The 20,922-nt window shown below is 69.0% G+C and carries 21 protein-coding genes and 1 pseudogene; 11 read left to right on the top strand and 11 right to left on the bottom strand.

Translation table 11 applies throughout. The features are described 5' to 3' along the window. Positions 1 to 332: 332 nt before the first annotated feature. Positions 333 to 1,517 carry an adenylyltransferase/sulfurtransferase MoeZ gene (moeZ, locus tag AB0H50_RS17830; RefSeq protein WP_357453252.1) on the bottom strand — a complete coding sequence of 395 codons (1,185 nt, stop codon included), beginning with the start codon at positions 1,515 to 1,517 and terminating at the stop codon, positions 333 to 335. 94 nt (positions 1,518 to 1,611) lie between these two features. Then, complete coding sequence (locus AB0H50_RS17825; protein ID WP_357453500.1) at positions 1,612 to 2,604, bottom strand: DUF3152 domain-containing protein; 993 nt, start codon at positions 2,602 to 2,604, stop codon at positions 1,612 to 1,614. A 569-nt stretch (positions 2,605 to 3,173) separates the two neighbouring features. Between AB0H50_RS17825 and AB0H50_RS17820 the strand changes: the two genes are divergently transcribed. Continuing rightward, on the top strand, positions 3,174 to 3,860 hold the full coding sequence (locus tag AB0H50_RS17820) for a TetR/AcrR family transcriptional regulator (RefSeq protein ID WP_357453249.1): 687 nt from the start codon (positions 3,174 to 3,176) through the stop codon (positions 3,858 to 3,860). A gap of 97 nt (positions 3,861 to 3,957) precedes the next feature. Here AB0H50_RS17820 and AB0H50_RS17815 read toward each other — a convergent pair whose 3' ends face one another. Further along, positions 3,958 to 4,185 carry a DUF3107 domain-containing protein gene (locus AB0H50_RS17815; RefSeq protein ID WP_357453246.1) on the bottom strand — a complete coding sequence of 76 codons (228 nt, stop codon included), beginning with the start codon at positions 4,183 to 4,185 and terminating at the stop codon, positions 3,958 to 3,960. Between the two features lie 153 nt (positions 4,186 to 4,338). Then, a complete protein-coding gene (locus tag AB0H50_RS17810; RefSeq protein WP_357453243.1) occupies positions 4,339 to 4,890 on the bottom strand; it encodes a YceI family protein in 552 nt (183 codons plus the stop codon). Between the two features lie 101 nt (positions 4,891 to 4,991). Here AB0H50_RS17810 and AB0H50_RS17805 point away from each other — a divergent pair, with 101 nt between their 5' ends. Then, positions 4,992 to 5,831: a helix-turn-helix transcriptional regulator gene (locus AB0H50_RS17805; protein WP_357453240.1), complete on the top strand. Its 840-nt coding sequence runs from the start codon at positions 4,992 to 4,994 to the stop codon at positions 5,829 to 5,831. A 215-nt stretch (positions 5,832 to 6,046) separates the two neighbouring features. On the opposite strand, the gene AB0H50_RS17800 is transcribed toward AB0H50_RS17805, so the two are convergent. Beyond that, entirely contained in the window at positions 6,047 to 6,742 is a 696-nt protein-coding gene (locus tag AB0H50_RS17800) for a ferritin-like fold-containing protein (RefSeq protein ID WP_357453237.1), read from the bottom strand. 72 nt (positions 6,743 to 6,814) lie between these two features. Next, complete coding sequence (locus AB0H50_RS17795) at positions 6,815 to 7,861, bottom strand: alpha/beta fold hydrolase (RefSeq protein WP_357453234.1); 1,047 nt, start codon at positions 7,859 to 7,861, stop codon at positions 6,815 to 6,817. Positions 7,862 to 8,442: 581 nt separating this feature from the next. Between AB0H50_RS17795 and AB0H50_RS17790 the strand changes: the two are divergent. From AB0H50_RS17790 to AB0H50_RS17770, 5 genes and pseudogenes are all read left to right on the top strand, one after another. Continuing rightward, positions 8,443 to 9,813 (top strand): annotated as a pseudogene (locus AB0H50_RS17790) (DEAD/DEAH box helicase); the annotation flags it as partial. 1,038 nt (positions 9,814 to 10,851) lie between these two features. Then, positions 10,852 to 12,087 (top strand): hypothetical protein, encoded by a 1,236-nt coding sequence (locus AB0H50_RS17785; RefSeq protein WP_357453231.1) that lies wholly within the window; start codon positions 10,852 to 10,854, stop codon positions 12,085 to 12,087. A 34-nt stretch (positions 12,088 to 12,121) separates the two neighbouring features. After that, positions 12,122 to 12,742, top strand: coding sequence for an acid phosphatase (locus tag AB0H50_RS17780; RefSeq protein ID WP_357453497.1), 621 nt, complete (start codon positions 12,122 to 12,124; stop codon positions 12,740 to 12,742). Beyond that, a complete protein-coding gene (locus AB0H50_RS17775) occupies positions 12,739 to 13,227 on the top strand; it encodes a GNAT family N-acetyltransferase (protein WP_357453228.1) in 489 nt (162 codons plus the stop codon). Before AB0H50_RS17780 ends, AB0H50_RS17775 begins: the two co-directional genes overlap by 4 nt. A 16-nt stretch (positions 13,228 to 13,243) precedes the next feature. Next, positions 13,244 to 13,933: an endonuclease V gene (locus tag AB0H50_RS17770; protein ID WP_357453225.1), complete on the top strand. Its 690-nt coding sequence runs from the start codon at positions 13,244 to 13,246 to the stop codon at positions 13,931 to 13,933. A gap of 17 nt (positions 13,934 to 13,950) precedes the next feature. On the opposite strand, the gene AB0H50_RS17765 is transcribed toward AB0H50_RS17770, so the two are convergent. Continuing rightward, entirely contained in the window at positions 13,951 to 14,379 is a 429-nt protein-coding gene (locus AB0H50_RS17765; RefSeq protein ID WP_357453223.1) for a hypothetical protein, read from the bottom strand. A 128-nt stretch (positions 14,380 to 14,507) separates the two neighbouring features. Here AB0H50_RS17765 and AB0H50_RS17760 point away from each other — a divergent pair, with 128 nt between their 5' ends. Continuing rightward, the gene (locus AB0H50_RS17760; RefSeq protein WP_357453220.1) at positions 14,508 to 15,455 is read left to right on the top strand and encodes a diacylglycerol kinase family protein; all 948 of its coding nucleotides are present in this window, start codon (positions 14,508 to 14,510) and stop codon (positions 15,453 to 15,455) included. A gap of 248 nt (positions 15,456 to 15,703) precedes the next feature. Continuing rightward, positions 15,704 to 15,958, top strand: coding sequence for a WhiB family transcriptional regulator (locus AB0H50_RS17755; protein WP_011211115.1), 255 nt, complete (start codon positions 15,704 to 15,706; stop codon positions 15,956 to 15,958). Between the two features lie 411 nt (positions 15,959 to 16,369). Here the strand turns inward: AB0H50_RS17755 and AB0H50_RS17750 are convergent, their stop codons facing one another. The 4 genes from AB0H50_RS17750 to AB0H50_RS17735 form a co-directional block, all read right to left on the bottom strand. After that, positions 16,370 to 17,884 carry a histidine kinase N-terminal domain-containing protein gene (locus AB0H50_RS17750; protein ID WP_357401609.1) on the bottom strand — a complete coding sequence of 505 codons (1,515 nt, stop codon included), beginning with the start codon at positions 17,882 to 17,884 and terminating at the stop codon, positions 16,370 to 16,372. A gap of 20 nt (positions 17,885 to 17,904) precedes the next feature. Further along, the gene (locus tag AB0H50_RS17745; RefSeq protein ID WP_357453217.1) at positions 17,905 to 18,120 is read right to left on the bottom strand and encodes a biotin/lipoyl-binding carrier protein; all 216 of its coding nucleotides are present in this window, start codon (positions 18,118 to 18,120) and stop codon (positions 17,905 to 17,907) included. Between the two features lie 354 nt (positions 18,121 to 18,474). Continuing rightward, positions 18,475 to 18,732 carry a mycothiol system anti-sigma-R factor gene (gene rsrA / locus AB0H50_RS17740; RefSeq protein WP_357453494.1) on the bottom strand — a complete coding sequence of 86 codons (258 nt, stop codon included), beginning with the start codon at positions 18,730 to 18,732 and terminating at the stop codon, positions 18,475 to 18,477. Positions 18,733 to 18,752: 20 nt separating this feature from the next. Continuing rightward, a complete protein-coding gene (locus tag AB0H50_RS17735; RefSeq protein ID WP_097244798.1) occupies positions 18,753 to 19,535 on the bottom strand; it encodes a sigma-70 family RNA polymerase sigma factor in 783 nt (260 codons plus the stop codon). A 177-nt stretch (positions 19,536 to 19,712) separates the two neighbouring features. Between AB0H50_RS17735 and ybaK the strand changes: the two genes are divergently transcribed. Next, positions 19,713 to 20,204 (top strand): Cys-tRNA(Pro) deacylase, encoded by a 492-nt coding sequence (gene ybaK / locus AB0H50_RS17730; RefSeq protein ID WP_357453214.1) that lies wholly within the window; start codon positions 19,713 to 19,715, stop codon positions 20,202 to 20,204. A gap of 309 nt (positions 20,205 to 20,513) precedes the next feature. After that, positions 20,514 to 20,915, top strand: coding sequence for a hypothetical protein (locus tag AB0H50_RS17725; RefSeq protein WP_357453211.1), 402 nt, complete (start codon positions 20,514 to 20,516; stop codon positions 20,913 to 20,915). Positions 20,916 to 20,922 lie beyond the last annotated feature (7 nt).

The raw sequence follows: 20,922 nt of genomic DNA, 5'->3' as shown, positions 1-20,922 counted from the left end.
CTGGTTACCGCACGGATACAGTCCCTGCGCGGCGCGTATCCGGCGTATCCTGCCCGCGCGCGTCCGCCAAGCGAACCAACCGCGCTCCGCGAAAGCCGCGTGGTCTGCCCGACGCCCATGCAAGGCCGGACCGAGAGCGGAGGTGCGCCCGAGCAGCCGGGCCGGAGTACACCCGTACGCCGCGCCCGGTCGACGCGAAGCCTCGATGATCAGGCCGAATCCAGTCCGCCGCCGTTCCCGCACGGGCCAATCGAAGCGACGGTCCCGGCTGGCGCAGCCGTGTGGAGCCCGGCACCGGACTCCACACAGCCGAAACGCAGCCGGAGCTCGGCCTAGTAGACCGGCAGGCTGGTGTCGATCTGGTTGGCCCAGGCGACGATCCCGCCCTGCACGTGGGTGGCGTCGGAGAAGCCCGCGTTCTTCAGCACCGCGAGCGCCTCGGCGGAACGGACGCCGGTCTTGCAGTGCAGCACGATCGGCTTGTTCTGCGGCAGCTCGGCCAGCGCCTCACCGGAGAGAATGCGGTCCTTCGGGATGAGCCGCGCGCCCTCGATGTGCACGATGTCCCATTCGACCGGCTCGCGCACGTCGATGATCTCGATGTCCTTGCCCGCGTCGAGCAGTTCCTTCAGCTCGCGCGCGGTGATGGTCGAGCCGGCCGCAGCGGCCTGGCCCTCCTCGGACACCACACCGCAGAACGCCTCGTAGTCGATCAGTTCGGTGATCGGCTGACGTTCCGGATCGCGGCGCAGCTTGATGGTCCGGTAGCTCATGTCCAGTGCGTCGTAAACCATCAGCCTGCCGAGCAGCGGGTCGCCGATGCCGGTGATCAGCTTGATCGCCTCGGTCACCATGATCGAGCCGATGGACGCGCACAGCACGCCGAGCACGCCGCCTTCGGCGCAGGACGGGACCATACCGGGCGGCGGGGCCTCGGGGTAGAGGTCGCGGTAGTTCAGGCCGCGGCCGTCGGGGGCGTCCTCCCAGAAGACCGAGACCTGGCCTTCGAAGCGGTAGATGGAACCCCACACATACGGCTTGCCCGCCAGCACCGCGGCGTCGTTCACCAGGTAGCGGGTGGCGAAGTTGTCGGTGCCGTCGAGGATCAGGTCGTAGTCGCGGAACAGCTCGACCGCGTTCTCCGGCTCCAAGCGGATCTTGTGCAGCCGCACGTCGATGCCGGAGTTGATCTCCAGAATGGAGTCGCGCGCGCTGTCGGCCTTCGGACGGCCGATGTCGGATTCACCGTGGATGATCTGGCGCTGCAGGTTCGAGGAGTCGACCTCGTCGAACTCCACGATGCCGAGGGTGCCGACACCCGCGGCGGCCAGGTAGAGCAGAGCCGGCGAGCCGAGCCCACCCGCGCCGATCACCAGCACCTTGGCGTTCTTCAGACGTTTCTGCCCGTCCACACCCACGTCGGGAATGATCAGGTGACGGCTGTAGCGGGCGATCTCGTCCTTGCTCAGCTCCGCGGCCGGCTCGACCAGCGGCGGCAGGGACTTCGGTGATGACACGTCCAGGACTCCTCGAATCGAATTGACCGATCGCGATATGCAACGCCGACGATCGAACCGTTCTTCCCACTATCGTCGCGCACCACTCCCGCGATCAGCCGCGCGGGTACGGCCAAGGGTTGAAGCGACAGCTTTTGCCGTCCATCGGGACCAGGCCGTCGGGATCGAGCGCAGCGATGTCGTTGTTCTTGGTGCCGAAGGTCTGCTGCATCATGATCGGCGCGAGACCGCCTTCGGTCTCGCACGGCTGATGCTGGTGGTAGCCGATGGCGTGGCCGACCTCGTGGTTGATCTGGTACTGCCGGTAGGAGCCGATGTCGCCTTCGAAGGCGAGCGCGCCGCGCACCCAGCGCACCTCGGAGAGCACCACCCGGTCCAGGCCGGCGTTGAAGCACGAGGAATCGATGGGGATGTCGAAACCGCAGGATTTCCTGGCGGTCTGGCGCGAGGTGAGCGAGATCCGGAAATCCGGCTTGCCCTGATCTGTGCGGCGGAAGGCGAACTTCTTGTCGTGCGCCCAGCTCTTCGGGTTGGCCAGGGTGCTGTCGATCATCTTGGCCACCGACTCGTCGCCGCCGAAGCCGGAGGTGTCGACACCGTCCTCGATCTCGACGGTGTAGCTGAAGCGGTACTCCACGCCCGCGCCGAACTCGGCGGTCGTGCCGGGGACCACCCGCCAGGTGCCCGCTCCGTTCTCGGTGAACGGGCCACCCTCTGGCAACGCACCGGTGGGCAGGTCGGCGGGGAACTTTCCGTCGCCGGGCGGTGCGCCGATGATGCCCGCGGTCGCGGTGCGCGGACTGAGCCGTCCGAAACTGGGGGCCACGCTCGAACCACCGCCGCTCGCGCCGCCGCGCACCGCGTCGACGATCACCAGCACGGTGACGACGAACAGCACGGGAAGGGCGTACGCGCGCCAGCCGTAGGTGGAGACGAAACGACCGAGCGCGCTCTGCTTCTTGGTGTTGCGCTCGGGTCGTGGTCCACGGGCGCGATTCGGATCGGGCGCCGTGGGGTCCCAGCGCGCCCGCAGTGGCTGGTGGGAGCGGTTGGCGGCGGCCGGATAGAGACCGAGAGGGTCGTAGATCTCGACGCCTTTGGCGTCACGTGGCGGCAGGTGTGTCGGCGCGGTGGCCGCCTCGTCGCCGTCGGGTTTCCGCGGCCACGGGTCGATGCGGCTCCCGCGCTCGGGTCTGGATCGGCCGGGCCGACCTGCGGTCCCGGACCGCGGTACAGCGCCCGATCGGGCAGCCGCACCCGAACGCGTTTCGGGACCGGACCTTGCCACGGGTCCAGAGACTACGGAATCGGGCAACCCGGAGCCAGTGCGGCCGAGCGCATCGCGCCCGCCGCCGGACACGATGGACGGGCCGGAATCACGCGCCCGATCCCCGTTTGCACGCAGGGTCACATAAGACAGGTTCTCACAGAGCCGACGACAGCCGGTCGAGTGCGTCCTGAGCGGGGGTTCGGCGCGATGCGCGGCCGCTCGGCCCGCGCGCCCTGCGCCCAGGAGCGGCGTCCGGCTGTGCGTCAAGTCTCATTGGCCGGACGAGATCGACGACCCCGATCGGCATGTGAGCTACAACCGGGTATCGTTCTTTGGATACCCGGTGCACCACCCCTTTTGCCGGGGAATCGACTGGGAGAGCCGAAATGACAGACCTCGTGGACCGGATGACGTCCCGCAGAATGTCGTCCGAGGCCATGGTGCCGACCAAACGCGGTACACGGTTGCCGCGCGACGAACGGCGGCAGCAGCTACTCCACGCGGCGAGCGAGGTGTTCGTGCTCCGTGGCTATCACGCGGCGGGCATGGACGAGATCTCGCAAGTCGCCGGTGTCAGCAAGCCGGTGCTGTACCAGCACTTCACCAGCAAGCTGGAGCTGTACCTCGCGGTCCTGCAGAACTATGTCGACATGCTGGTGTCGAGCGTGCGGCAGGCGCTGCGCTCCACCACCGACAACCGCCAGCGCGTGCGCGCCGCCGTGCAGGCCTACTTCGATTTCGTCGACAACGAGATGCAGGGCTTCCGGCTGGTCTTCGAATCCGACCTGACCAGCGAGCCGCAGGTGCAGCGCCGGGTCGAGCAGGCCACCGAGGCGTGCGTGGACGCCGTCTTCGACCTGGTCGCGCACGACTCCGGTTTGGATCCCTATCGCGCGCGCATCCTGGCCGTCGGCCTGGTCGGCGCGAGCCAGTTCACGGCGCGCTACTGGCTGGAGGCGGACCGTCCGATCCCCAAGGACGAGGCCGTCGACACCACCGTCGTGCTGGCCTGGGGCGGCCTGTCGCACGTCCCGCTGCATCCGATCGAGAACTCGGGCAACTCCCGCTTCTGATCGCCCGCGCGGTCTCGGTAACGCACAGCAAACGCGAACGAGCCCTCGGATTCTCGGTCGATGACCGGGAATCCGAGGGCTCGTTGTCTGGATGTCGTCAGACGGCGGCGAAACCGACCCGGCCGCTGGTCGCGGTGCCGATCTCGACGTAGGCGACCTTCGAGGCCTGGATCAGGAACTTGCGGCCCTTGTCGTCGGTGAGCGCCACCACGCCGCTCGGGCCGCTCAGCGCCTCGGACACCATCGCCTCGACCTCTTCCGGAGTCTGCCCGCTGTTGATCACGAGTTCGCGCGGGCTATCCGAAATACCGATCTTGACCTCCACGGCCAACCTCCGAACCTAGAGTCCTGTGCGGCGGTCGGACGTCGCGTCCGCCCGAGCGCTCTTGCTGTCCGGTCCAAGGCTAGTGCAGGGCAACGGCCGCACAGCAGCGCACTGCCTACGCTGATCGCGAAACCCGGTCGGCGCGACGGTCCGTCACTTGGGTTCGATCAGCTCGATATCCAGCTCGATCTTCACCGCGTCGCTGAGCATGCCGGGCATCGGGCCGCCGACGCCGAAGTCGGTGCGCTTGATGGTGCCGGTCGCCGAGAATCCGGCGTGCCGCTCGCCGGTCGGGCCGAAGTCCTGGACGCCGCCCCATTCGACCTCGAGGGTGACGGGCTTGGTGATCGCGCCGAGGGTGGCCTCGCCATCGACGGTGAAGGTCTCGGCGATCGTCACCGGCCGCGCGGCGCGGAAGGTCAGCGTCGGCCGGTTGGCCACGTCGAGGAAGTCGGCGTTGCGGACGTGCGCGTCGCGGTCGGGGTTGCCGGTATCGAACGAGTCGAGGTAAATGGTGGCGCCGAGGGTCGCGGCGCCCGCGTCGTCGACGACGAATTCGGTCTCGAAGCGGGTGAATCCGCCGCGCACCTTCGAGATGCCGAGATGGCGGATCGTGAACGCGACCGAGGAGTGGGCGGTGTCCAGCGCCCAGGATCCGGGCTTCAGCTGCTGGGTGTCGGTGCTGGGTGCGGAAGTGTTCGTCATGCCATCGACCTTGTCCGGACCGCGGTCCGGTAGCCAGACCGCCGTTATCCTGGACCTGCCAGGGCGAGGCTCGATGTCCGGGGAACGGGCACGATGGTGGCATGGCACGCAATGGTTTCGCCGAATTCCTCGTCGCCCGCCGCGGTGAGCTCCGGCCCGCCGACGTCGGGATGCCCGAGGGCGGCAGGCGCCGCACGCCGGGGCTGCGCCGCGAGGAGGTCGCGGTGCGGGCGGGAGTGAGCGCCGACTACCTGGCCCGGCTGGAGCAAGGTCGCGACACCAACCCGTCGGTGGCGGTCGTCGACGCGCTCGCCGACGCGCTGTTGCTCGACGGCGCGCAGCGGCATCACTTCAGCTTGCTCGCGATGGCCTCCGGCAATGAATCCCGTTGTCCGGGTAGCGAATCCCCCACGGAACAGCTGGCCGAGACGACCCGCGCGGTACTCGACGCGCTGCAACCGACCCCCGCGTTCGTCATCGGCAGGCGGCTGAACGTGCTCGGCTGGAACCACGCCTGGGCCGACTTCGCGTCCCCGCTCGGCCTGATCGGCGAGCACGGCGAGGCCAATCTGGTCTGGTACACGTTCACGGATCCGCGGGCGCGGCGGACGCTGCGCAACTGGACCGCCGCCGCGGACACGTTCGCGACCGCGCTGCTGCGGGCGAAGCTGCGCTGGCCCGGCGACGACGAACTGCTCGGGATGGTCGACGCGCTCAAGCGCGAGCCGGAGTTCCTGCAGCGGTGGAAGCCGCACCGGGTCGGCGGTGGGCCGGTGTCGAGCGTGCTGGAGTTCGATCACCCGGTGCACGGCCCGATCGACGTGCCATTCGAGACCATGGAGACCGACCGCGACCAGAGCGTCATCGTCTGGCTGCTCGATCAGGCCGCGACCCGCTCCCAAGGGCTGCGGCTGGTGCACAACCGTGCCGCGAACGAGTAGGCGTACCTCCGCCGACGCTCCAGCCAGGTGTCATCTGCCAACGGGCGACGCCTGACCGCACCCATCAAGGCGCACTCCCCCTGCGCGCCGCGGCCGTGCGCGGCCTGCCGACGGGCTACGCCGGACTACGTCCATCAAGGCGCACGTCGCCTTCGCTCCGGCTACACGCGCCCTGCCGACAGACGCCGTCCGGCTGCGCCTTCTCAGGCGGAGCCTCAGATCCCGAGAACGGCCATCCGCTTGGCGTGGCTGTCCTGCATGCGCTCGAACAGCGCGGCGATGCCGTTGAGATCGCCGGTCGCGGTGAGCACCAGATCGGTGAGTTCGTCGCGCTGCGCCATGACGTACTGGGCCTGGGTGATCGCCTCACCGAGCAGCCGCCTGCCCCAGAGCGTGAGCCGGTCGCGCTGGGAGCGGCTGGCCGACACCGCGCGCCGCACCTCTTCGACCACGAACTCGGAGTGGCTGGTCTCGGCGAGCACGTCGCGGACGACGGCGGCGACGTCGGGCGACAGCGCGCCCGCGATCTCACCGTAGAAGTCGGCCGCGATGCCGTCACCGACGTAGAACTTCACCATCGACTCGAGCCAGGTCGAGGGATCGGTGGACGCGTGATAGGCGTCGAGCGCGCGCACGAACGGCGCCATCGCGTCGAACACCTCGATCCCGCGCTCGGCCAGCGCCGCCTCGAGGGTCTTGAAGTGGTCCATCTCGGAGGAGGCCATCTTCGCGACGGCGACCTTCCCGCGCAGGGTCGGCGACAGCTTGGCCTCCTCGGCCAGCCGGTAGAACGCGGAGATCTCACCGTAGGCGAGCACGGCGAACAGCTCGGTCACGCCGGGGTGGTCTGCGGCGATGGGCGAGGTTGGATCGAACGAAACGCCAAGCGCTGCAGATGACTGTGCTCCCATGCCGCCCAGCTTAATAGGCTCGGCCCGGCGAAGGCGGCCGACAGCCCGCGCGCGCCGGAGAATGCCGCGCGATCAGTCCTGTTCCGCGAGGAATTTGTCGAGGTAGACCCAGGTGGTATCGCGGGCGGTCTCACCGGCGAGGATGCCGAGGTGACTGCCGGGCGCGGTCTCGTAGCGAACGGACGCGGCGCCGGTCAGCGTGCGGGTACCCGCCTCGACGGCCGCGGCGGGGGTGATGACGTCGGTCGGCCCGCCGACCAGCAGCACCGGCGCCGTCACGCCTGCGAGCGCGATGCGCCGATCGCCGAGCCGCACGACGCCGCGACCGATGTCGTTGTTCAGGATCAGGCGGCCCCACAGCTGGCCGTAGAAGCGGCCGGGATAACCGGGCATCGCGGCCATGAACCGGTCGATGGACTCCATCTTGGCCAGCGTCTCGGTGCGGGCGATGTTGCTCGCCACGAACCACGGCCTGGTGAGTTCACGATCCCACGCGGTCACCCGGTACGCCGCGCGGGTGAGCCGAGCCGGGATGCCGCCCGCCGCCCTGACGGCGGTCGAGGTGGCGATGCCCCCGGTCAGCTTGGCGACCGCGCGCAGCTGCGGGATGCCGGTCATCTTGTCGTAGTCCAGCGGGGAGCCGACGGCGGTGATGGAGCGGATCGGCAGGTGCGCGTGCGCGGCGGCGGTGAGCAGCGCCAGCGTTCCGCCGATCGACCAGCCGACGAGGTCGACCGGCTTGCCGCCGATATCGGCGGACGTGCGCATGATCGCCTCCGGCAGGATGTCGTCGATCCAGTCCTCGAAGCCCATCCTGCGGTCGGCGAAAGTGATCTCGCCGTAGTCGACCAGGTAGGTGGCGCGGCCCGAGTCGCGCAGGAAGCGCGCCAAACTCTGGTCGGGACGCAAGTCGAAGCAGGTGGCGGGCGCCGCGAGCGGCGGCACGAGGAGCACCGCGGACGCGCCGTCCGAGTCACCTCCGTCGTAGCGGCGAAGCAGGCGGTGCGGCTCGTCCCAGAGGACCGTGGACGGCGCGGGGTTCGGCGCCTCGACGCCCGAGCCGAAGGTCAGCGCCCAAGCGTTGCGGGCCGCGATGGTTACGGTCTCTGCGATGCTCACCACAAGAATGTCTCACAGTGGAGTACCGACGGTAACAGGCAAGTCCGTTTTGCGAGATTTCCCGCCCGTTGTCCGCCGCGGCTGCCGACCCGCGCGACCGGCCGCGCGCGGCACGCGCCTATGGCACCGGCCGGTAGCATTTCGGAGACTGTGACGGATTCGAGCGCGGCGATGAATTGTCAAGTCGCGCAGCGCCGGTCGGCATGAGCGCGATGGAAACCGGACTTTTCCCGCGCAATAACGGCGACGGCAATTCGAGCCGTGCACAATATCACGCTACAATCACTGCGGACAACGGAAATTTTCGTTCCCCGCGCGTCCGCCGTCCGGTGTGGCGCTGGGGCTCCGATGTCCAGGAAAATGTGCGCGCACCAGATCCGCACCGCGACTACGCTGCGCCGATGTTCCCCGGTAGTTGCTGTCGACAGACGGCACCCGACGACATCCGGCTGCGGCGAGCATTACCGGCGGATACGTGGTCGTCGCGGACCGGCCGGTCCGCCCCACGCCTCGTGCGCGCGTGACGCGATAACGAGGAAGGCACGAACCTGAGCAAGATCACTGTCGAGCAGGAACCCGGTGTGGCGGACACGCTGTTGACGGCCGAACTGGACGCGACGCATACCGCCCCGACATTCGCCGAATTGGGGGTGCGCGAGGAAATCGTCCGCGCGCTCGCCGAGATCGGCATCGAACGCACCTTCGCAATTCAGGAACTGACCCTCCCGCTGGCGCTGGCCGGCGAGGATCTCATCGGTCAAGCCCGCACCGGCATGGGCAAGACCTTCGGATTCGGCGTGCCGCTGCTGCACCGCGTCGCCACCGCCGATTCCGGCACCACGCCGCTGGACGGCACGCCGCGGGCGCTGGTCATCGTGCCGACCCGCGAGCTGTGCATCCAGGTCACCGAGGACCTGGAGAACGCGAGCAAGTACCTGAGCAACCACCAGGGCAAGCTGCAGGTCGCCTCGATCTACGGCGGCCGCCCCTACGAGTCGCAGATCGCGGCGCTGCGGGCGGGCGTCGACGTCGTGGTCGGCACCCCGGGCCGACTACTGGACCTGGCAAAGCAGAACCATCTCATCCTGGGCAAGATCGGCGTGCTCGTGCTGGACGAGGCCGACGAGATGCTGGACCTCGGCTTCCTGCCCGACATCGAGCGCATCCTGAACATGGTGCCGGAGAAGCGTCAGACGATGCTGTTCTCGGCCACCATGCCCGGCCCGATCATCACACTGGCCCGCACCTTCCTCACCCGCCCGACCCACATCAGGGCCGAGGAGCCGCACGACTCCGCTGTGCACGACCGCACCGCGCAGTTCGTGTACCGGGCGCACGCGCTGGACAAGGCCGAGCTGATCGCGCGGGTACTGCAGGCCGAGAGCCGCGGCGCCACCATGATCTTCACGCGCACCAAGCGCACGGCGCAGAAGGTCGCCGACGACCTGGCCGAGCGCGGTTTCGCGGTGGGCGCGGTGCACGGCGACCTCGGTCAGATCGCCCGCGAGAAGGCGCTGACCAAGTTCCGCAAGGGCACCGTCGACGTGCTGGTCGCCACCGACGTGGCCGCCCGCGGCATCGACATCGACGACGTCACGCACGTCGTCAACTACCAGTGCCCCGAGGACGAGAAGACCTACGTGCACCGGATCGGCCGCACCGGCCGTGCCGGCCGCACCGGCGTCGCGGTGACGCTGATCGACTGGGACGAGCTCAACCGCTGGTCTGCCATCGACAACGCGCTCAGCCTCGGCATCCCCGATCCGGTGGAGACCTACTCGCGCTCGCCGCACCTGTTCAGCGACCTCGGCATCCCCGAGGGCGTCACCGGCACGGTGCGCAAGGCGCGCCCGGCCCGCGACGAGGACGACGTGGTGGTCGAGCGAGAGGCGCGCACCCCGCGCCAGCGCAGCCGCAGGCGCACCCGTGGCGGCAAGCCGGTCGACGGGGCCGAGGTCGGCACCGAGTCGACGGTCGATGGCGACGGAAGCGACGTCGAGCAGACCGCCGAGGCGCCGAACGCGGAGGAGGGCAAGTCCCGCCGTCGCCGCCGTCGCCGCCGCTCCGGCGGGGCCGAAGGCGCCGCCAACGGTGTGACGGAAACGAGCGCCGAAGGCGAGCCGACCGAGAACTCCGGCGAGCGCGTCGAGGCGGAGGCCGCCGACAGCGGCGTCGAGGCGGAGACCGCCGAGGCTCCGGCCCGGCGCAGGCGTCGTCGTCGCAAGCCGGCGGACGAGAACGGCGCTGCGGGAACCGTCCAGGCGACCGAGAACGCCGAGCCCGTCGCGGCCGAGGACGCCGCACCTGTGACGGCCGAGAACACCGCGACCGACAACGCGACGCCCACCGCGGCCGAAACCACGACGGCGGTCACGGCCGAGTCCACGTCGCCTGTCGCAGCCGAAACTGCGGCACCCGCCGCAGCCGTAATCGCGACGTCCGAAACCTCGGCACCCGTGGCAGCCGAAACCGCGGCATCCGACGCACCCGAAACCGCGACACCCACGGTTGCCGAATCCACGACACCTGTCGCAGCTGAGGACGCGACGCCTGCGGCCATCGAAACGGCGACATCCGAGGCGACCGCCGAGGAAGCGCCCGCGAAGCCCGCGCGCCGCCGCACCCGCAAGACGGCATCGGCTGCGTCGGCGGACAACGGCGCCGCAGAGAACGGCAACGGCGAGACCGCCGAACCGGCCAAGCGCCAACGCACCCGCAAGACGGCCACGGCCGAGTCCGCGGACAACGGCGCCACCGAGAACGGCAACGGCGAGACCGCCGCCGAACCGGCCAAGCGCCGCCGCACCCGCAAGCCGGCCGCCGCGGCGGTCGACGGGAACGGCGACGCTCCCGCCGACGCGGAAGTCGCCGAGAAGCCGGTGCGGCGACGCAGGCGCAAGGCCGACGAGACCGAGGCGAGCGAGGCCGTCGCGGCTACGGCGGGAACGGCTGCTTCGGCGTAGTTCGGCGGATCCGCTAGTCTCGCAATCGTGCTCGCACCTGAGCGGCGGACGCGCGCCGACATCATCTCCGCAGTCGCGATCGCCGTTCTCGTGGTGGTCGCGGCGCTGGTGGTGTGGGCGCGCGGCGACGCGACGGGCACCGAATCGGTGACGGCGCAGACCCCGGTGACCACCCCGCCGACGGCCGACAAGCTGCCCGCGAACCTGCGGGAGCTGTGGCACGCGCCCGACGACGCCTCCGCGCGCGCGCTGGTCTCCGGTGGGGCGGTGATCACCGGGTCGGACGGCGCCGTCACCGGACGCGATCCGGTCACCGGCGCCGAATTGTGGCGCTACCGGCGGGATATGCCGCTGTGCGGGGTGGAGTCGCAGTTCGGCATGGTGATCGCGGTGTATCGGGACCAGCGCGGCTGCAGTCAGGCCACCCTGCTGGCGGGCGACACCGGGGAACGGCGCACCGCGCGCAGCAGCTACATGGATCCGAGCGTGCGTCTCTCCGTGGACGGCACCTATGTGCTCGCGCAGGGCGAGCGGCGGCTGGAGATGTGGCGCTCGGATCTGGTGCGGACGCTGGAGTACGGCTACGTCGACGCGCCGGTGAACGTGAAAACCCAACCGCGCAAAGGCTGCACGCTGCTCTCGGCCGGTTCCAGCTCGTCCCGCCTCGCCGTGCTGGAACGCTGCCCCGATGATCCAGCGGCCCGGCTGACGGTGCTCAATCCGGCGCCCAAGGACAACACGGTGCCCGAGGAGTACGGCTCGCACGTGCTGACCGGTCCCGGCGGCGATGCGAACGACGCCAGGGTGATCGCGGTGTCGGACAGCCGGATCGTGATCTATCTCCCCGCCGGAACCGCCTCCGGCACAGGCGAATCCGCACCGCCGCGCCTCGCCGTGTACGACAGCACCGGCAATCCCCTTGTGGTGCATCAGCTTTCCGCTCCCCTATCGGAGAACGCGACCACCACCCGGATCGGCTCGTCCTATCTGGTGTTCACCGGCAACAGCCTGATCGCCTTGAACGCAAGCACTTTCGACCCGCTGTGGGCCGCGCCCAACGCGCTGGGCTCGCCCGCGCTGATGGCGGGACGGGTGCTGATGCCGGTCACGGACGGCCTTGCCGTCCTCGACACGACCTCCGGCGCCGAGGTGGGACGCATCCCGGTCGAGCGGCCCGGCTACCAGGGCGGTCCGATCTCCCTGGCCGTCCTCGGCACCACGGTGCTCGAACTGCGCGGCGGGGAGCTGCACGCGCTCGGCTGACGCACCGGGTGGGCGGCGAGGTGACCGCGTGACCATGATGGAGAACATGTCCGCACACAACGACGCCCGGCTGGTTCTGCTCCGGCACGGCGAGACGACCTGGTCGCGCGAACTGCGGCACACCAGTCGCACCGATCTGCCGCTCACCGAGCACGGCGAGCGGCAGGCCGAGGCCGCGGGACAGGTGCTCGCCGAGCTGAAGCTGCGCGATCCGCTCGTCCTGACCAGCCCGCGGCAGCGGGCGGTACGCACCGCCGCGCTGGCCGGTCTCCCCGAGTCCACCGTCGCCGACGACCTCGCCGAGTGGGACTACGGCGACTACGAGGGCACCACCACCAAGGAGATCCGCGAGACCGCGCCCGGGTGGACCATCTGGACCGGCGTGACGCCCGGCGGCGAGACGGCCGAACAGGTCCGCGCCAGGGCGGACCGGGTGCTCGCGGCCGTCGAGACCGTCCTGCCGGAGCGGGATGTGGTGCTGGTCGGCCACGGGCACTTCTCCCGCGTACTGATCGCGCGGTGGGCCGAGTTCGAGGTCGTCGAGGGCCGCCGCTTCGCCATGTCCACCGCCGCCATCAGCCTGCTCGGCTACGAGCACGACGAGCGAACCATCCACGCGCACAACATCGTTTCGACCATCGAGGGAGCCAAGTGACCACCGACCGGATTCGCCGCGCCACCCCCGCCGACGTCCCGGCGCTGGTGGACCTCGTCTACGACCTCGCCGAGTACGAGAAGGCGCGCGACGAGTGCACGCTCACGCTGGAGCAGCTGCGCGCGGCGCTGTTCGGGCCCGCGCCCGCGCTGTTCGCGCACGTGGCCGAGGACGAGACCGGCGTGGTCGGCTGCGCGATCTGGTTCCTGAACTTCTCCACCTGGGACGGCGTGCACGGCATCTACCTGGAAGACCTGTACGTCAAGCCCGAGACGCGGGGCAAGGGCTACGGCAAGGCGCTGATCGCGGCCTTGGCCAAGGAGGCCGTCGACAAGGGCTACAGCCGCGTCTCCTGGTCGGTGCTCACCTGGAACACGCCGTCCATCGACTTCTACCGCTCGCTCGGAGCCGTCGAACAGGACGAGTGGGTCGGGTACCGGCTGGCGGGCGGCGAGCTGGTGAAGCTGGCCGCCGAAGCGTCCTGAGCCGCGCGGAGGACCGGTGCTGATCGACACACCCGATCGCTGGCCCGCCGACGCCGAGGAGGCGATGGCGATCCAGGACGCGCTGCGACCGCTAGTCGTCGCGGCGAATCCCCGTCCCCCGGCGTTCCGTACGGTGGCGGGGCTCGACTCGGCCTACGACGACGAGAGCGGAGTGGTCGCCGCGGCCGCCGTGGCGCTGGAAGCCGCGACGCTCACGACCGTCGACACCGCGGTCACGCACGGCCCGGTGAGCTTCCCGTATGTGCCGGGTCTGCTGGCCTTCCGCGAGCTGCCAACCACCCTCGGCGTACTCGAACGGCTCAGCGCCGCACCGGATCTGCTGATCTGCGACGGCCAAGGCTTGGCGCATCCACGCCGCTTCGGGCTGGCCTGCCACGTCGGCGTGCTGGCCGGGGTGCCGACGATCGGAGTCGCGAAGAACGCGTGGGGCGACTACACCGAGCCGGGGCCGCGGCGCGGCGACGCGTCTGATCTGGTCATCGACGGCGAGGTGGTCGGCAGGGCGCTGCGGACAAGGACGGGTGTGAAGCCGGTGTTCGTCTCGGTCGGGCACCTGATCGATCTCGACACCGCCTGCGCGCAGGTGCTCGCGCTCACGCCGCAGTACCGCCAACCCGAAACCACCCGAAGGGCGGACGCCCTGTGTCGGCAGGCGCTGCGCGCGGCGATCGCGGCCGCGCGGTAGTGCCGTGCGGCGCCCCGCTAGTCCGGCGCCACCCCATAGTCCCTGGCCATCCAGCGCGTCGAGGACGGCACGAACAGCAGGATCAGCGCGGCGACCACGACGACGCCGAGCAGCGCACCGTAGACCGGCTGATGCGAATCGGTGAGCAGCGACCACACCACGGGAAGTAGCAGGATCTGGGCGATGACGGCGATGGCCCGTCCCCAGCGTTGGCCGAGCAGCAGCCCGATGCCCGCGGCCAGCACCGCGCCGCCGAGAATGCCGAACCACGCCGCGGTGCCGTAGCCGCTGGCCTGCGACTGGTCGTGACCGAGCAGCCCGCGCACCACGAGCACGATCGCCGCCGTCACCGCGACCGCGCCCTCCAGCGCGACCAGTCCGCCCGCGCCGCGCACCGTCGCGGGAACCGCGTCCGCCGAAACCTCTGCCTTGTCGCTGTCCGCCACGCGCCAAGCCTACGACGCGTCGTAGAGTGCGCCCGGTCACGGCCGCGCCCGCCGACGCCGCGGGCCGCGCTCCAGCCGTGTACCCGCTGCCGGCGAACCCGCTCCGCCGCGCCTACTAGGCTGCGAACGTGCGGACGTTGCTGATCGTGAACCCGAATGCCACCTCGACCACACCGGCGACCCGAGACCTACTGGCCCACGCTCTGGAGAGCCGCACTCAGCTGACCGTTGCGCACACCCAGCATCGCGGCCACGCCGCCGAACTGGCCCAGTGGGCATCGACCAACGAGATGGACCTGATCGTCGTGCACGGTGGCGATGGGACGGTCAACGAGACCATCAACGGTTTTCTGCCGCTGCCCGAACTGAACGACGGGCAGGCGTGGATTCCCCGGCTCGGCGTGATCCCCGGCGGCTCGGCCAACGTGTTCGCCAGAGCGCTCGGCATCTCCCCCGATCCGGTGACCGCGACCAACCAATTGATCGACCTGCTGACCCTGGAACACGACCGCACTATCGGCCTTGGCCTCGCCGACGACCGCTGGTTCACCTTCAGCGCGGGCGTCGGGCTGGACGCCGACGTGTGCGAGGCCATCGACGCCAGCCGCGCCAAAGGCAATGCCGCCACTCCCGGTCGTTATATTCGAACAACTGTGCGACAATTCTTTCGCGCAAAGCGCCGAGAACCGGACATTCGCATCGAAATTCCGGGCCACGAAGTAGTTGACGGAGTGCACTACGCGTTCGTCACGAATGCCAGTCCGTGGACATACCTGAACGCCACGCCGGTGCGCACCAACCCCGGCACGAGCTTCGAAACAGGGCTCGGCGTGTTCGCCGTCAAGTCCATGGCGGTGCTGCCGACACTGATGCTCGCCCGGCAACTCTTGTCCGCGAACGGAAATCCCAAGTCCCGCAATTTGTTTCGCGAAGACGATGTGCCCTCGGTACATATCGAGACCAAGGAGCCCATCGGCCTGCAAATCGATGGCGACTTTATCGGGAAGCGCAACGTGGTGGATTTCACGGCGGTCCCCGACGTGCTCGAAGTGGTCGCGCCACAGCCTCGTCGCTGACGAAACGCCGCGAAAAACTCGCGGTTGTGCTGCGAAAACCACCTGGAGCGAGTACAAAGGACCGGGCAGGTCCCCCCTGGGGCCACCTCGATGGCGTGAGCTTCCCCACGGTGCACCCGATACCTATTGACATCTACGGTGTTCGTGAAAGCATTCACAAGCAACCGTGCGGAAACATTCGAGTCGCACAAGTGAACGATCCACTAACGACAGGCGCCCTGTGCGGCGCCCAGCAAAGGAGCAGAGGAATGGACTGGCGCCACAAGGCCATCTGTCGCGATGAGGACCCCGAACTGTTCTTCCCGGTGGGTAACAGTGGTCCTGCGCTCGCGCAGATTGCCGATGCCAAGCTGGTCTGCGCTCGCTGCCCCGTTACTGCCGACTGCCTGTCCTGGGCCCTGAAGTCCGGACAAGACGCCGGCGTGTGGGGTGGTATGAGTGAGGACGAGCGCAGGGCGCTCAAGCGGCGCAACGCGCGCACCCGCACCCGCACTGTCGTCTGACAAGACGACCGGCCTTACCGGGCCCTCTCAGCCCGGCCCGGTAAAGCATTCAGCCCGGCACCCCCGAGGTGCCGGGCTCTATTGTTTTTGCCGCGACTTCGTCGCGGCGGTTCGCGGCCCCTTTTGTCTCGCGCCCGAGCGACCGAGACTTGCGACTGCGTCGCGTGCGCTTCGGTCGCTCGGGCGCGAGACGGCCGCGAACTTTTATGGACGTTCTCGCTTCGCTCGAAACCTGTTGTTGGACAGGCTAATTGTGGTGGTTACGGGGCGGCGGACGCTGACACGCCGGAGGTGCGCCAGGACACGCCGACATGTGGGGAGATCTTCGTCACATGACGGTAGCCGCGCGCCGGGTGGATTGACCTGGTTTCGCTCTTCGAAAAGAGCGTCAACGCCGACGAGAAGCGCAGGTCAGCGGCCCGAACGGCGGCCGAGCGGAACGCGAAGGACGGCGTCCGTGCCCACATCGGCGCCGGGGTGCAGGCCGATGGAGCCGCCGAGTTCCGCGGTCACCAGGGTGCGCACGATCTGCAGGCCGAGGCGGTCGGAGGCTTCCAGGCTGAAACCGGGTGGGAGACCGCGGCCGTCGTCGCTGATGATCACGTCGAGCCAGCGTGCGGAGCGCTCGGAACGAATCGTCACGGTGCCGGTCTGGCCGGAGTCGAAGGCGTGCTCGATGGCGTTCTGCACCAACTCGGTCAGCACCATCACCAGCGGGGTGGCGCGTTCGGCGGAGAACACGCCGAGCGAGCCCGCACGGCGCACCTTGATCCGGGTGGTGTGCACGGTCGCGACGTCGGCCATTATCGGCAGCAGGCGGTCGACGACCTCGTCGAGATCGACCTCTTCGTCCACCGACATCGACAGCATCTCGTGCACCGAGGCGATCGAGGTCACCCTGCGCACCGACTCGGTCAGCGCGACCTGCGCCTCCTCGTTCTCGGTACGCCGGGCCTGCAAACGCAGCAGCGCGGCGACGGTTTGCAGATTGTTCTTCACCCGATGGTGGATCTCGCGGATCGTCGCGTCCTTGGACAGCAGTGCGCGGTCGCGCCGCTTCACCTCGGTGACGTCGCGGACCAGCACCGCGGCGCCGGCGAGTTCACCGTGCGGGCGCAGCACGAGGGTCCGCAGCAGCACGGTGGCGCCGCGCGCTTCGACCTCCATGCGCCGTCCGGTGCGTCCGGCGAGTGCGGCCTGGATGTCGCCGACGACCTCCTGGGCGTCGAACGGGTCGGTGATCAGCGAGCGGGTGGTGACGGCCAGATCCTGTCCGGCCAGATCGCTCTGCAAGCCCATCCGGTGATAGGCCGAGAGCGCGTTCGGGCTGGCGTAGACGACCGTGCCGTCGGTGTCGAGCCGGATGAAGCCATCGCCCGCGCGCGGGCTGGAGTGCGTGGCGGCTCGGTCCTCGGTGGTCGGGAAACTACCGTCGGCGATCATCTGGCACAGGTCGTCCGCGCACGCGACATAGGCGATTTCGAGGGTGCTGCGGACCCGGGAGCGCTGCATATCGGTGTCGCGGGAGAGCACCGCGATCACATCGTCGCCGCAGCGCACCGGGATGGCCTCGCGGATGGCGTGCACCGGGTGCGGGTGATAGACGCCCTGCGCCTCCACATCGCTGTCGGCGCGCACGATCTTGCCGGTCATCAAGGCGTCGAAGACCTGTGGGTGATCGGCCTGGACGGCGGTGGTACCGACCAGGTCCTCCACGTGCACGGTGGCCGCCGTGGTGGGGCGACACTGGGCGACGCACACGATGTCCGCGCCTTCGACGACCGGCCCCGCGCCGACCCACAGCAGCAGATCGGCGAAAGACAGATCGGCGAGCAACTGCCAATCCCCGACCACCCGTTGCAGATGATCCACGGCGACGCCGGGGAGGTCGGTGTGCTCGGCAAGAAGCTCGCTCAGTGTCGCCACGTTCGGTCTACCGCTTCGCGCTAGGAAATGACGGCGATGAGATCGCCCTGCTGTAGGACCTGGCCCGGCGCCACCGCGACGGCGGTGATCTCGCCGCCCTGCTCGGCGAGAACCGGGATCTCCATCTTCATCGACTCCAGCAGGATCAGCGTCTGATCGACCTCGACATGATCGCCAACGGCCACGTCGACGGTAATGACCGTGGACACCATCTCCGCGCGCACTTCCTCAGCCATGACACCTCATTCACTCGGTTGATCGGGCGGCTCCGCCGGACCTCGGCGGCGACGCCGCACCGCGCCTGTATCCGCTGAAGGTACAGCCAACCACATATGAAACAATGGCCTTCAATCAGATGTGTTCAATTCAGACGTGTTCCCCGCGGTGGCGGGGATGAGCCAGGAGACTACCGATGGGTAAGCGTGGACGTAAGAAGCGCAGCCGCAAGGGCAACGCCGCGAATCACGGCAAGCGGCCCAACGCCTGAGCCGGTTCGCTGACAAACACTGAGCGGCACGCTCCTCCGAAGGGAAGAGCGTGCCGCTCAGTCGTTTCCGGGCAGCGACCAGTGAGAACGCTGCCCGCACAAACTATTCGCTCTCGGACTTGATCACCGTGATCGACTTGTGGATCTCCAGAGTCAGCCGGTCGCGCAACGAGTCCGGCGCCTTGTCGCCGCCGCACTTGCGGCTGAGCAGACTCTTGACCTTCTCCTCGATGCCGTACGCCTCGATACACGGCGAGCAGTGATCCATGTGATGCTGCAGGCGAGCGCGGGTCGCGTCGTCGCATTCGCCGTCCAGCATGAGCCAGACGTCGGCTAGTACCGCCGTGCAGTCGAGGTCCATGTCGGGGTCCCGCTCCACACTCACTGCTTGACCTCCTGGCGCTCGCTACGGTTGAACCCCCGTTCGCGCGCCACGTCGGCGAGCAAACCCTTCAGTTGCTTGCGGCCGCGGTGCAGCCGGGACATCACCGTACCGATGGGAGTGCCCATGATGTCGGCGATTTCCTTGTACGGGAAGCCTTCGACGTCCGCGTAGTACACCGCCATACGGAACTCTTCCGGCAGTTCTTGCAGCGCGGCCTTGATGTCGTCGTCCGGCAATGCGTCGAGCGCCTCGACCTCGGCCGAGCGCAGACCGGTGGAGGTGTGCTCCGCCGTCGCGGCCAGCTGCCAGTCGGTGATCTCGTCGGTCGGGTACTGCGCGGGCTGGCGCTGCTTCTTGCGGTAGGAGTTGATGTAGGTGTTCGTCAGGATCCGGTACAGCCAGGCCCGCAGGTTGGTGCCCTCCTTGAAGGACTTGAACCCCTGGAACGCCTTGACGTAGGTCTCCTGCACGAGGTCCTCGGCATCGGCCGGGTTCCTGGTCATACGCAGCGCCGCGCCGTAGAGCTGGTCGAGCAGCGGGAGCGCGTCCCGCTCGAATCGCTGCGCCAGCTCGGCTTCACCGACCGCGGTGCCGACCTCGCCGTCGTCGCGCACCACGCCTTCGTCGCTCGTCACACCTGTCCCTTCGATAGCTGTACCTGCCAAATCTACCGGCAAGTCCAGCTCCGAGGGGAAACCGGCTTCCGTCGGCGACGCGACGGTCCACACCGGACGTTCGTCGAGCAGTACGGACACCGACATCTCCTTCACGTCGTCCATCGTGCTGTTCGTCCGGCGCGACGGTGGTCCGCCGCGCCTGTTACCGCATGCAACATGCCCGACTCACGCTGTGTTCCCGCACGCGGTGCGTCGCGGTTCCCGCGGGGACGAACGGCTCGGGAACGGGCCGGAAATCGAGTTGCGGCGGGAGCGGCGCGCGCCGTTAATCTGTCGCCCATGGCAGGCGCCTCGACCCCCGCGATCCGCACCCTGGCCAAGGCAGGCGTAGCGCACCGCGTGCACTCCTACGCCCACGATCCGCGCGCCGACTCCTACGGCGCCGAGGCCGTCGACGCGTTGGCCGCCGAGCTCGGCGTGACCGCGGCGCAGATCTTCAAGACGCTGGTCATCGAGGTGTCGACGGGCGCGCTCGCGGTAGCGGTGCTTCCGGTGCCGAACACCCTCTCGCTCAAGGCCGCCGCCGCTGCGCTGGGTGCGCCGAAGGCGGCCATGGCCGACAAGACCAAGGCCGAACGCACTACCGGCTACGTGCTCGGCGGCATCTCCCCGCTCGGACAGCGCAAGCTGCTGCCGACCGTGATCGACGACTCGGCGCTGAGCTGGGACCGCGTGCTGTGCAGCGCGGGCAAGCGGGGACTGGAGATCGAGCTCTCGCCCGCCGACCTCATCCGCGCCGCGTCGGCGGTCACCGCGTCCATCACGGCCTGAAGGGGCGCGAACGAACCGCGTCCATCGCAGCCCGAGCGGCGCTTCCGGTCGGCTCCGATCGGCAGCGGCCCCGGGACATGTCGAGGCCACGACCAGACCGCGTCTCCCGCGCGCGGGGCGAAGGGCGCACAGCCGGCGCGCGGGTGGCGTCGAATTGCTCTGTGTAACGCCTCAGGCGACAACACCGCGAAACCACCGGGCGCGCCGCGCTTCTGTGCGTTACTGATCTGTGCGTCACCCGCTCCATGTCGCTGATTTCCGCGTTACCGAGCAAGGTCCGATTCGACCGACCCGAGGATGTGATGCGAAATGTCCCAGCACTACCGTCTGCGCACCGCGATCGTCGCCCTCGCCGGAGCCGCCCTGCTGACCGTCGGTTCCGCCGCGTTGCAGGCGCCCGAGGCCGCCGCCGCGCCGGGCGGCCCGTCCGCGACTCGGATCGACGGCCCCTTCGCCGGGCTGGCCGATGACGAGGGCGACGACAATCCCTTCGCCGGATTGTCCGGTGGAGATTCCGACGACAATCCCTTCGCCGGATTGTCCGGTGGGGATTCCGGCAGGAAGTCCGACCTCGACAAGGAGATGGACGATCGGGCGGACAAGGCCGAGGAGAACAGCGGCGGCGTCACCACCGCGATCATCGATCTGCTGGCCAACGTCATCAAGTGCGGGCTCAACATCGCCACGGACTCGGTGAAATGCAAGCTGTGAGCCACAC

The sequence above is a fragment of the Nocardia sp. NPDC050793 genome, assembly GCF_040654065.1.
Classification (GTDB): domain Bacteria; phylum Actinomycetota; class Actinomycetes; order Mycobacteriales; family Mycobacteriaceae; genus Nocardia.
The sequence above is the reverse complement of the archived record's forward strand: the minus strand, read 5'-3'. Positions and strand labels throughout refer to the sequence as shown.

Bases quoted from the DNA above. Each gene is read 5' to 3' on its own strand.
- AB0H50_RS17820 (WP_357453249.1), top strand. From the start codon at position 3,174: ATGACAGACCTCGTGGACCGGATGACGTCCCGCAGAATGTCGTCCGAG.
- AB0H50_RS17810 (WP_357453243.1), bottom strand. From the start codon at position 4,890: ATGACGAACACTTCCGCACCCAGCACCGACACCCAGCAGCTGAAGCCC.
- AB0H50_RS17805 (WP_357453240.1), top strand. From the start codon at position 4,992: ATGGCACGCAATGGTTTCGCCGAATTCCTCGTCGCCCGCCGCGGTGAG.
- AB0H50_RS17800 (WP_357453237.1), bottom strand. From the start codon at position 6,742: ATGGGAGCACAGTCATCTGCAGCGCTTGGCGTTTCGTTCGATCCAACC.
- AB0H50_RS17780 (WP_357453497.1), top strand. From the start codon at position 12,122: ATGATGGAGAACATGTCCGCACACAACGACGCCCGGCTGGTTCTGCTC.
- AB0H50_RS17755 (WP_011211115.1), top strand. From the start codon at position 15,704: ATGGACTGGCGCCACAAGGCCATCTGTCGCGATGAGGACCCCGAACTG.
- AB0H50_RS17745 (WP_357453217.1), bottom strand. From the start codon at position 18,120: ATGGCTGAGGAAGTGCGCGCGGAGATGGTGTCCACGGTCATTACCGTC.
- rsrA (WP_357453494.1), bottom strand. From the start codon at position 18,732: ATGGACCTCGACTGCACGGCGGTACTAGCCGACGTCTGGCTCATGCTG.
- AB0H50_RS17735 (WP_097244798.1), bottom strand. From the start codon at position 19,535: ATGGACGACGTGAAGGAGATGTCGGTGTCCGTACTGCTCGACGAACGT.
- ybaK (WP_357453214.1), top strand. From the start codon at position 19,713: ATGGCAGGCGCCTCGACCCCCGCGATCCGCACCCTGGCCAAGGCAGGC.
- AB0H50_RS17725 (WP_357453211.1), top strand. From the start codon at position 20,514: ATGTCCCAGCACTACCGTCTGCGCACCGCGATCGTCGCCCTCGCCGGA.